Raw genomic sequence first — 12,528 nt, 5'->3', positions numbered from 1 at the left:
TTACTTTCTAAAAAACTCTGTTCGTAATTTTGAGTTATATATTATTTCTACAAGAGATGATGGTAATAATCTAAATAGAAATCTGAGAGTACAAAAAAACAGTGATTTTTTTTTCGATTTTGCTATTGTGGAAAAAATATTAAACTCACTTACAGCTCTCTTAAAATTACGCCTCTTATAAGCACCATCCATCCGTACTAAGACTAAGAACTCATCGATATTTTCACCAACAGCACCTTGATTAAAAGCTTTAAACCAATAAGCAATATCTTCACTCAGAGGGTAGTTAACTGGATAATCACCAAACCTGTCAAAAAAACACCGTCTAAAACAGACTGTAACATGAGCAAAAGGAGAGCCTTTAAATAGGATTTCTGCTAAATCTTTTGATGGATAAGTTCGAGTAGCAACAATATTATCTATATCACCAATAAATTCTTTTATATAGCCACCAGAAAAATCAATATTTTTGTTTTTATCCATAAAATTAATTTGCTTTATAAATCTATCCGTTAGACAAATATCATCTGCATCCATTCTAAATACATAATCTTCATCCTCTAAATTACTAATTAATTTATTTAATCCTTTTGCTAATCCTAAATTTAATGAGCTGTCGATTCGTTTATATATCTCATACTTAGATAATACATTTTCATGTAGCTCAGATAATACACCGTCAACATGCAAATAAAATCTCATCTTTATATTTTCAGGTAAAGAAGCAGAAAAAACAGATTGAAGCATTTGATCTAGTTGAGATGGTGAATCTTTAATATATGTACATGATATAACAGCTATATTTCTCATCAATACCCTCTATTAATAAAAGTAAAAACATATTGTAGAATAAATAAATTTATATTATTCTATGTGAATTTAGATAAATAACACTTCTAATTATAAAACTGTTGCTATCTAAATATAGATATAAATTGATACAAAATCGCTATTTATTATAAATCCTTATATAATCTAATATATTTTAAAATCCAATCTTCAAATTTGAACTTTTCTTGAAATGATTTACTCGCTGATATTACATATGAAGAATAATTTAATATTATTTTATTAATAGCGTATTCCAATTGAGACGGATTGACATCACTAATAAATATAGTCTCATCAGAACTAAAAACACCATTATAATTTTCGAGATCCATTAATATTAGAGGTATATTTCTTGAGAGTGCTTCTATAGCAACCAATGGGACCCCCTCAGCAAAGGATGGTAATATAAGAATATCAATTTCATTCCAAAAAACATCTAAATCGTCTAAGTGACCGAGCAATTTTATATTATCAATATTATTTTCAATAATGTGTTTATTAATACTTCCTTGTAAATTTCCATCTCCAGCAATAAGAAGATTATACTTTCCTATTTCTGAAAAGTTTTTTACTAATGAATAAATATTTTTCCGTTCAATTAAAGCACCGCAAAATCCAATAGTTTCAATTTTATTTTTTAAATTATTACTAATATTATTATTAATTAAAAAACGACTATTATGAATAAATACTTTATTTTTAATATTTTGCTTATTACATATGTATTTTGTCAAAAATACAACTTTATCTGCATGTCTTAAAATATAAAGCCAAAAATAACAAATTACTTTATACATTTTAGGATATATAAACTTAAGATCTTCTTCAGGATCATTATGAACCGTCGATATCCATCTAATATTTAGAGTCTTAGATAAAATATAACAAAAAACATCTGATATAATAGCGTGAGAATGAAGTATTATATTATCTTGTGATTTAACATATTTATAAAAAACAAAAATATTATAAAAAAAGTTATTTATTTTAGTATCTCTTATACTATAAATCTCAGAGTCAATTCCTGATAAAATAAGCCCTTTAGATATGTCTTTAGCTACATTAACAGGTCCTGAATTTATGTTTTTTGGTATAACATGTATTATTTTATATTTCATAATTAATCAAATTAAATAATGTGTGTTTATTGGGTTTACTATTAATAAATTAATAATAAGAAGTAGAATTGATAATAATAAAATAGAAATTCTTATCATTATGCTTTTATCTTTATATGAATAAATTAAATGACTGAATAAAACACCTTCTAAAACAGAAAATATAGATGCAGGTCTACCAGCCAAAGTACCAAAATCGGAGAAAACTAATATCCATATAGGGGCGATCATATAAATAGATAAAACAAATTCGAACGTCGGTATATATGATAATCTATTTCTTATTAAATAAAAGAAAATAGCAATAACAATATATTTCAATGTTGTTGGGTTAAAGGTTCCTAATGATTTTGCAAAACCGTTACTATCTAATATATAAGTATTATAAGCACCTTCATGTAAAAAAACTTTAAAAACTATATCGTAAAGAGGATTTAAAATACCAGTTGCAGATATAAATAATGCAATAAAAATAAGATAAAAAAGTTTGTTCAATCCTATTTTTACCGCAAAAAAACTAAGAACACCTATAATTGCACTGATATGGAAAAAACATGCACAAAAAATAGAGAAAAAGAACATTTTCAATCGATTTTTATATAAATAGTAAAATCCGACTAAAACTATAGAATATGCAATAGCACTTCTAAATTGCGTTAAATCTTTATAAAAGAAATAATGAGACAAATACCAAAGTAATGATATTGAAATAATTGGAGATAATTTATAGAATGAAAAAGAATATAATGTATATGAAATAGTAAAAACTAATATTACTAAAATATTGAATTGAACATCATCAAAATAAGATGCTATTTCAACAAGAATTATAAATCCTTTTTCCCAATTATAGGGATTAAATGTATTGCAGTCTAAAGACTCGCATTGCGAATTAACCACATAATAATAATTATGATCATCAAAACCAACCCCCATGGGCTTGAGGAAAATGAAAAAACACAACAAAATGAAAACTATAATTATAAATGATAATTTCAATAATTTATCTTGACTATTTTTATTAGTTTCAACAAGTGAAAATATACCACAAAAGAAGTATGCAGCAAAAAAAAAATATATCATAATAAGTATTCTTTTATCTGTTTAAATGTGTCGTTTTCGTTAAATTTTAAAAAAAAGTCTTCAGAACATGTTTGTTTAAACTCAATATCGTAGTTTAAATAAAACTCATCTAAAATATCCTTCCATTTATTAAAACTATCTTCAAATAATATTATCTTATAATACTTATTATCTACTTCTTCTAGTCCTTTAATTCCATTTGAAGATGTAATAATAGGAACCCCATACGAAAGTGATTCTGCATTTTTTGTTTTGAAACCTGAACCAGAAAAAACTGGATTTACTGATACATGAATAGATGAGTAGAAATCTAAAACATCATCAACTAAGCCTAATACTTCAAATTTTCCTTTAATTAAAACATTCTCAGATATTAATCTTTTGCACACACTACCAGCAATAACTAGACAGTAATTATTAAGAAAAAGACCTTTATTCCATATCTCATTTATAAAATAACTCACAGTAATAAAGTTAAATTCCGCAGCACTCCCTATAAAACCTATATTCATTGTTTTTAAGATCGGAGTAACTATCTTTTTTTTCTCAAACGAGGGTAAACCTCTTTTACATAAAATAATTTTAGAGCTAACATCATTTCTTTCTAAAAATTCTTTTTCACTATTTTCAATAGCAATAATTGCATTAAACTTATTTATTAATTTGAGCTCTTCATCTAATGTAATATTTAAATTTTCCTAATATGGACTTTCACCTGATGCAATAAATGACTCTTTTCTTATTGTCATAATATCATGTAAGTCACAAATAGTTAGACACTGGTGCTTTTCACAAATATCGACTAAATGATGATTCTCTAAATATTGAATAATAACAACATCATAATTATTTTTTTTTAAAACTGAGTTTAATAAAAACTTTCTGAAATAAGATTTTTTATAATCCATCAATTTAGAATCGACTTTTAATTTTTTTAATAACTTCCTAAATAACAAGTTGATATAATCAGGATAATTAATAAGATTAAAACTTATATTTTTAGACGGTTTTTGATGCGAAAAATTTAAAACATCTAATTTATTATTATATTCTAAATTTAAAAAATTACATAACGATAATAATACATTTTTATTTCCTGCATTATATTTATCAGATAATGATATATCAGTGACAATAAGAATTTTTTTCATTATATTATAAACCTGTAAGCGTCATGAAATAAAATTAACTTAAGTGCTTAGCAATAAAATCAAAAGATTCATTCCTTTTTTCATTTAATATTTTATTTACATTTATATAATCTATTTTAGAATTTGCTATTATTTTCAAATTATCAATACTTAACTGATCCTCATTTATTAATCTATCAGTTAAATTAAATACTTTTAATATACTTTTAAATCTAGCTAATCCCCGATCAGAGTTACCAATTGCAATAAATTCTTTATTAAAGATAATTGAAAAAACCACACCGTGAAACGAATCCGTTATAACAAGATTACAATCTCTTATTCCTTTTAACCAGCAACCGATGCTATCTTTATCTTTCGATTTTAATCCATGATTAATCACATAAGGATGATTAAACGCCTTATTAATATAATCCATTTTACTTTTATTTGGATCTAGAATATAACAAAAAAAATCAGATGCTAATTTTTTTTCAGAATATTTATCAATTAGGTTATTATAAACATTAACATTGACTAATAATGTTGGGTCTAATACTAACTCACTACTTGATAGTAACTTATCTTTGCACTTATCAATCCCATCAAACTCTCTTACTGAAACACCTTTAAAATCAGATAATAAAATAGAACATTTTTTATATTCATCGTTAGAATACTCAAAGTCATCAGTTCCAAATGATGCTGCATATGATATTTTAATCTTGTCATTTTTAACAAAATCCAAAAAATAACGGCCAATATTCATAACATACTTTGGCCTCCAAACCTGATCACTACCAACAATATAAGCATCAAAATTCTGTATATCATTTCGCATAAAATCTTTTTGAAATTTTATTTTTTTTGTTAATGCTATTTCATTTTCAATAAATTTTTTGAATTTTTTGTTACCATAGTTATAATTATCTAGAACCTCTCCTTTTGTAACAATCCCTTTGATTCTAGATAAAGAATATTTAAATAACGGTCTTAAAGATCTTCTATCTATATCCAATGAATATACATCGTGACCAAAAGACTTCAAAGTTACCTGTAATGCATATGCCTGTAGTACTGCACCATAGTTAGCATGGAATGGTAGTGTTAATGTTGCAACTCTCAAAACTCACCTACTTATTAAAGGCCTAACTTAATAAAAAATCGATCAATAAAATATATTCGACCAACCAAGTATTTAAATAAAAATTTCACATTATAAATTATATGTGAAGGTCTTCTATTTAATATTCTGTCAATTCTACCACTTACTCTTACCGGATATTGTTGTAGTATTTTTTTCTCTCTATTCAAAGATAATTCTTTATTTAACCCATCTTCTAAAGACATGATATCGTCTTTATTTATTCCTGTAATATCTAAAATTTTTTTATTATCACAAAGCCTATTAAACATCCGATCATATTTAAATTGCCATGGATTTGTTACTATGGGTAAAAAGTCATCTAATTCAACTTCAACAACCTCAAGTCCTATAATTTTATTATAAAACTGTGCAACCTCTCTCCAGGTATAATTCTTATGAGTCAAAACATTGAAACTATCTGAAAATGATTTATCTTTTAATATTAAACCTTCAATCATAATAGCGACATCACCAGCCCAAGTCATCGTTGTATATTTATCCATAAGCGATCTTGGTAAAACTACTGGTTCATTACGTATCGCTCTAGACAAAAGTAAATCTGTTTCAAATATACCAAGTTGAAATCTATTTGTTGAGTAAGTAATTGATGGTCTAACAATTGTCCAATTTTTTCTTATTGATTTTGATAATAAATCCTCCTGTCTAGCTTTAGATAACGCATATTCATCAGTCTTTAAATATTCATTATCATTTATAACATCTAATAACCTTGATGATTCTTCATTTATTAATGAATAATTATAATCAGAAAAAACTCTATATGTAGATACAAATATATAATGTCTTGTTCTTGACAATAACAAATCAATCCTTTCTGAAAATTCTTTTGTAGTATAAAGCATTAAATCTATAATACAGTCATAATTTTTACGACTTGATATATCATCAAAAAACTTTATATTTTTTCCATCACCAACAATATAATTAAAATTATTTCTTCTAGATTTATTATGCTTTCTTGATGTAATATCTACGCTATATCCGCTTTCTAATAATACATCAACAAGATAAACACCTATAGCTCCAGTTCCTCCCAGAACTAATACATTTAAATTATTCAATAAACCCTCGCAATATATTATTTAATTACTTTTTTCACTTGATTAATTACTGCCTCTGGTAATATTTTTTTTATTTTATTAATTGCTTTAGATTTTCTTGAATCATTAAAAGTCGTCATTAACTTTAATGCTAAATCCTCATCATCAGTATCAGTAAAGCACTCAAATATCATAGAGCATTTAGTATCGTTATTTATGAAAGCAGAGTAATTATTATTAAATTCGTCTTTAGATGTTGACGATATATATATAAAACCTAAAGTATCAGCCCATGATTTAGCTAAAGAATATTTCTTTCTCTCATTTTTAGATACAATCCCACTTTTATTTAATTCTCCCGAACAAAAATGTCCTCCTGCTGCAATATATTTATCAGTATCCTCTCCAAACTGTGAACCAATATGAGAAGATATTTTAAATTCGGAGCCACACCCATTATTAACCAGCATTATTCTAATATTGTTACCAACATGTCTATTCGCTATAACATTGATATCATAGAAGAAAGCTAAATCACCAATAACCCCAAAATATAACTTATCGGGATTGATTAAAGATGCCCCCACTAATGTTGACATACAACCATCAATGCCAAAACCTCCAACATTAGAACTGCAATTAATACTTTTATCTACTTCGAAAAAATTCCAACTACGTAAAGTATTTAATATTGCTAAATTCAAATAACTATTATTAGGCAATTTGTGTGATAGTTCTGATGCTATCCATAGATTAGAAAATGGTAATGTGGGTAAATTTGAACGTAATTTGTTATCTTTATCCATCCAAGTAGAGTAATAATTGTTTTCCTCCTCCCCTTCACCAAATCCTTCGAAAAAGGATAATTCTGTACCCTGGTATACATACCTTAAATTCCCTCCCCTATCTCTCAACTCTCCATCTTCAGAGATCCTCCATACTTCTGTTTTTTCCTCTAATACTCTCATACTCGCATAATCACCAGAAGTCTCACCAAGGTGAAAAACCACATCAGGTTTTATTTTTTTCCACTCTGGATCTATACGACTATAATTACTACATATTAATGAAGACAGTATTCTGTATTCACCTGTATAAGAACTTGAGTGATCACATAATACAACTGCTTGCCTTTTTTTACAGAAAGCTTCAATAGATAAAATTTCATCTTTTGTGAATTTCTTATGTGCCCCAATAAAAATAGCGATTTTTTTATTTTTTAATTCCGGTAACTTTTTTATATCAATTAAACGATTTATCACTCTAACACTAGGTAATGTTATCGTATTAAATGTTCCCTTATATGTTGTCGTTAAATTAATATGTACAGGCCCACAACCATTTCTCGTTGACTCAAGAATTGCTTTATTAACTAATAAAGAACAATAATCAAAATCACTTTCATCTTTAACAACTGGTAGCTGTACTGATAATTTAGCAACATCATTAGGGAGAACAGTACGGTCAATATTTTGTGGCATTAAATTACCAATATACTTATTACCATTGAATGAGGTAATTGCAATAATTGGTAACTTCCTATAATACGCCTCAGTTAATCCTGACATATAATTTCTAGATGCTGTTGCTCCTGTACAAGAAAGAGCGACACATTCCCCTGACTCTTCAGATAAACCACATGCCATATATACAGCAGATCTTTCATCTACAGATGAATATACTTCAAAAAATGAATCATTTTGAACACTTGCTACTATCGGTATATTTGTTGCTCCAGGACTTACTACTATTTTCCTAATATTATGAGCTTTAAGTAATGCAATAACTATCTGTGCTTGAGGCTCATCAGTATATCTATTTGTCATTTTAACATCTCTCAAAAATACTCATTTAATACTCCACATAGTATCTATATATTTCCTTTTCACTAAAATGTAATATAAAGAAACTAAAACTATTTCACATATTATTGATGAAACAATCACACCTAAAACACCTAAGATAGGTATAAATATTAAATTAAGCACTATGTTCAACAATGCAACAAAACCCATTACTTTAATTTTTTGTTTCATATGTTCATTAACAACTAATAATGAACCAATACTATGACCAACAAACCTAACAGGAAGTATTACTGACAATAACATCAACAATGAAATTGATTCTTTATATTCATCACCAAATGCAAGTAAAATAAACCACTTAGAAAAAAGCAATATTAATAACATCGATAATAAACCAAATAAAAACATTGTTTTATTTCCAATGATAAATATTTTCCTTAATTGATTTAAATCATTTTTTTCCCATCGATGTATTTTAGGCAATAAATATTTTGTATATATAACTGTAGGTAAGATACAAATAGCATTTATAATTAAAACAATAACGCTATAAATTCCAGCATCATGATCACTAACCATATATTTTAAAATAATTACATTACTTTGACTCCAAACGATATAAAACATACCTGAGAGTCCAAAAACCCAGCATCCACTTATTAGTTCACTTATATTTTTTTTATTTTTTTTATTTTTAACAAGGGGTGAAATACCATGCCCTTTAAGTTTAAAGTTTCCTAGATATATTTTATTTAGATGGTAAACAGATATAATAAGAACAATAAAAGAAAGCAATGTATATGAAATTGCAATATTTGTTACATTAATCACTCCTATGAAATAAAAAATGCAAATGACCAATAATCTTAAAAGTGGAGTAATTAATTGCCAAAATGTATATTGACCAAAAGCTTCTTCTAATTGTAGTTTTGCGAAAAAAAGTTCTTGTACTGACAAACCAAATATCATAAATGATAATATGAGTAATACATTTCTAGTTGAAATACCATTTGGGCCATAAAAAGCCCAAAGACTTAAACATACAACTAGTAAAACCGACGATGAAAATATAAATTTAAAAGATGCAGATAACCATCTTGTTCCATTCCATCCCTCCTGACCAAATGCTTTTAACCAAAAAGCAGCAACCCCAAATCCAGCAAGGGGCATTAACATATTAACGGTACCTAAAGAAGCAGAAAAAACCCCATAGGATTCTGTTCCTAAATTTCGAGCTAATATAGCTTGACTAATAAAACTAAAACCAGCACCTAATATTGACCCTAACCATAAGAGTGAAATATTTTTAAATAAACTAAAATTCATTTAATTTACCAACATGATATATAATTTCACGGAAATTTTATATTAATATAAATAATAAATTTAATACAATACGCTATTTTTTCGTATATCTGTTTTAATACGAAATCTATATCGAGATTAATTGGATAATTACTATATTACTTTCTATTTGGGAACAATAGCTATACGAAATATAAAATATACGATTATTGATATAATCAAACCTTTAACATCAATAAAATTCAAGCATAAAAAACACTAATCATAATAATGACTAGTACTTTTTTGTCTATTTTAGAGACTAAGACAAATTTATCTAGTCCTAGCCCCTAAATATATCTTTCCTTGATTCAACTTACTTATTATCACTCACGTAACTATAGTTGTAATAACCATAGTTGCCGCCATAAGTTGAGCTTGCTTTGCGCACCACGGCGTTAAGAATACAACCTTTAACTTCAATACCATTTTGTTCAAAACGATGTTTAGTCACTTCAATTTCTTTGACTGGGTTTAAGCCAAAACGCGCCACAATCATGGTTGTACCAGCATGAGCGCCAACAATTGCAGGGTCTGTTACTGCCAAAATTGGCGGTGTATCAACTAACACTAAGTCATAGTTTTCAGAAGCCCAATCCAATAGAGTTTTTAAACGCGGATGCATTAATAACTCAGATGGGTTAGGTGGTACTGCGCCACGAGCGATAAAATCTAGATTTTCAACACCTGGTGATTTAATCACTTGCTCTAATGTTTGTTGACCACTTAAGTAATCCGCTAAGCCAGGCTTACTATCGACACACATTTGACGTTCCATGCGGCCTTTACGCATATCGGCATCAATCACTAATACTCGCTGACCGCCTTTCGCCATTACAGCCGCCATATTAGCAGACACAAATGACTTACCGATACCTGGGCTAGGACCTGAAATCATCACTATATTGTTACGTGCTTCCATCATCGCAAAGTGCAAACTAGTACGTAAGCTGCGTAGTGCCTCAATCGATAAATCAGCAGGGTTTGAAACAGCCAATAACGCTTGGCTAATCTGTAATTGTTGCTTTGATTTAGATTTCTTTTCTAAATCGGTTTGCCAATCTGATAATGGAATAGAGGCATAAACCGGTAATCCTAATGCTTCGATCTCATCTGGGCTTTCAACCCCACGATGCAATGCAGCACGCAAAAATGCTATCGCAACACTTAACATGCCACCCAATAAAGTTGCCAATACCACGATCAATGCTTTCTTAGGCTTAACCGCATTAGTATAAACTTGGGCAGCATCTAGAATACGCACGTTACCGACAGTACTGGCTTTAACAATATTAAGCTCTTGAACTTTATTCAATAATTGTACGTAAATTTGTTGGTTAACTTCAACATCACGGGTTAAACGTAAAATTTCACGTTGAGTCGCTGGTAAAGTTTCAATACGCTTATTTAAACGCGTTTGCTCTTTCAATAATGTTTTGCGCTTATCCATTAATGAAATATAAGCAGGATGCTCTTTAGTAAAACGTTGTGAAATATCAGTTTCTTTAAAAGTTAACTGGTTTAATTGCGACTCAAGCGCCACCATTGTTTCAAGTGCCGATTTAGCTTCTAGACTTAAGTCAACTGACTCGTTCTTTTGACGGTAACTATTTAATTTATCTTCTGCCGCCATTAATTGAATTTTAATTTCAGGTAAATGTTGCTTTAAAAATGCGAGACTGTTTTCAGCTTCTGCAGAATTACGCTCTACGTTTTGTAGAAAGTAGTTCTTACTGATGTCATCAACAATTGCTTTAATATCAGCGCGGTTTTCACCAAGCATTGATAATTGTAAAATACCGGTTTGTTTACCTTGCTCTGCTACAGATAAATTACGTTGTAAATGTTGAATTGCATCAATGCGAGTAATTTTCGCTAACGAAAACTCATCGCCTTTAGCCGCTTGTAAATCAGTAATAAATAGTTGGTAACCATTTTCTTGGGCTAATTCCCCCACTTTACCAACTAGAACCTTGCGGCCATCGCTATCATTAAGTTGGTACTCACCTTTATCTGCGTTAATAACAACTATTTGATAACCGCCTTGTTCACGACCATCGGCAACCGTAAAACGCGAGACATTAATAAATTGCTGCTCACCCATTAAGCGGGCTAAGCCTTTACCTACAATCGGGAAATATTCAGGGCTAACGACTGTAGTCAGGTTTAACTTATCAACGGTTTCACCTAATACCATCCGTGATTTGATGATTTCAGTTTCTGTGGTTGAACTTGATTCACTACCACCAAACATTTCAGCCATGTCGCCACCGAGAGCTGGCATACCTGAACTTTTTGCTTCAATTTGAATTAACGCATCCGCTTTATAAATGGGGGTCGCAAGTAAAGCATAACCGATGCCGACAACAGCAAAGATAAAGGTGGTGATAATAATCAGCCAACGGTTATCAATTAAAATACCAAACAGTTTACCAATATCGACTTCGTCCGTTCCTGGCGAAGAATTAGCTTGGGTGTTTTGAGTCGCAGTCATAAAAATCCATAGGAATATAAGGGACGAGGTTTAAGGGATGAATTAGCTTAAACATCATCGAGAATAAAACAGTTTCGAGTTTCGAGTTTCGAGTTTCGAGTTTCGAGTTTCGAGGTAATTATGATATTTGCTGTGAACGATAACGAATAAATCCACCAATCATCTTACTGATATCATAAAGTTCAGTAATCAGCAGATTTGCACTTTTCTCTTCTATATAGTTAAGATCACGAGCTAACATTATTTGAGTTAATAATTCACCACACGATCCTTTTGCTATATATAAGAACTTTACGTTATCTTTTGCTGTTTTCCTTTCAGCGCCTTCTGCAATATTTGATGGTATTGATATTGCAGACCGTGAAATTTGATCTTTTAAGGCATAGTTATTACAAGACTTAATTAAGGTGCAGGATTTTAATGCTGCTTGATAACTCCGTTGCCAAACAATTAACTTCATATATTGCATCACTTCTCCATAAGTTATTTTGCAATATTTTAGTCACGTTTAT

At 29.0% G+C, this 12,528-nt stretch carries 11 protein-coding genes; all 11 read right to left on the bottom strand.

Translation table 11 applies throughout. The features are described 5' to 3' along the window. Complete coding sequence (locus PPBDW_RS04475; protein WP_036793643.1) at positions 1-810, bottom strand: glycosyltransferase; 810 nt, start codon at positions 808-810, stop codon at positions 1-3. A 146-nt stretch (positions 811-956) separates the two neighbouring features. Continuing rightward, positions 957-1,949, bottom strand: a complete 993-nt coding sequence (locus PPBDW_RS04470; RefSeq protein WP_036793642.1) for a glycosyltransferase family 4 protein — start codon at positions 1,947-1,949, stop codon at positions 957-959. A gap of 6 nt (positions 1,950-1,955) precedes the next feature. Further along, entirely contained in the window at positions 1,956-3,032 is a 1,077-nt protein-coding gene (locus PPBDW_RS04465; protein WP_036793640.1) for an EpsG family protein, read from the bottom strand. Next, a complete protein-coding gene (locus PPBDW_RS04460; RefSeq protein WP_036793638.1) occupies positions 3,029-3,544 on the bottom strand; it encodes a glycosyltransferase family 4 protein in 516 nt (171 codons plus the stop codon). The genes PPBDW_RS04465 and PPBDW_RS04460 overlap by 4 nt, the downstream gene beginning before the upstream one ends. A gap of 186 nt (positions 3,545-3,730) precedes the next feature. Beyond that, on the bottom strand, positions 3,731-4,183 hold the full coding sequence (locus PPBDW_RS04455; protein ID WP_036793636.1) for a hypothetical protein: 453 nt from the start codon (positions 4,181-4,183) through the stop codon (positions 3,731-3,733). A gap of 34 nt (positions 4,184-4,217) precedes the next feature. After that, positions 4,218-5,288: a polysaccharide pyruvyl transferase family protein gene (locus PPBDW_RS04450; protein WP_054261981.1), complete on the bottom strand. Its 1,071-nt coding sequence runs from the start codon at positions 5,286-5,288 to the stop codon at positions 4,218-4,220. Positions 5,289-5,302: 14 nt separating this feature from the next. Next, positions 5,303-6,391, bottom strand: a complete 1,089-nt coding sequence (locus tag PPBDW_RS04445; protein WP_054261980.1) for an NAD-dependent epimerase/dehydratase family protein — start codon at positions 6,389-6,391, stop codon at positions 5,303-5,305. Positions 6,392-6,408: 17 nt separating this feature from the next. After that, complete coding sequence (locus PPBDW_RS04440; RefSeq protein WP_036793634.1) at positions 6,409-8,196, bottom strand: thiamine pyrophosphate-binding protein; 1,788 nt, start codon at positions 8,194-8,196, stop codon at positions 6,409-6,411. A 21-nt stretch (positions 8,197-8,217) separates the two neighbouring features. After that, complete coding sequence (locus PPBDW_RS04435; protein WP_054261979.1) at positions 8,218-9,504, bottom strand: oligosaccharide flippase family protein; 1,287 nt, start codon at positions 9,502-9,504, stop codon at positions 8,218-8,220. 334 nt (positions 9,505-9,838) lie between these two features. Continuing rightward, positions 9,839-12,016 carry a polysaccharide biosynthesis tyrosine autokinase gene (locus tag PPBDW_RS04430; RefSeq protein ID WP_036793631.1) on the bottom strand — a complete coding sequence of 726 codons (2,178 nt, stop codon included), beginning with the start codon at positions 12,014-12,016 and terminating at the stop codon, positions 9,839-9,841. A gap of 118 nt (positions 12,017-12,134) precedes the next feature. Continuing rightward, a complete protein-coding gene (locus PPBDW_RS04425; RefSeq protein WP_036793628.1) occupies positions 12,135-12,485 on the bottom strand; it encodes a four helix bundle protein in 351 nt (116 codons plus the stop codon). Positions 12,486-12,528: the final 43 nt, after the last annotated feature.

Origin of the sequence: Photobacterium kishitanii (assembly GCF_000613045.3) — a bacterium.
Classification (GTDB): Bacteria; Pseudomonadota; Gammaproteobacteria; order Enterobacterales; family Vibrionaceae; genus Photobacterium; species Photobacterium kishitanii.
Note: the sequence above shows the minus strand (reverse complement) of the source record. Positions and strands in the feature narration are given on the sequence as shown.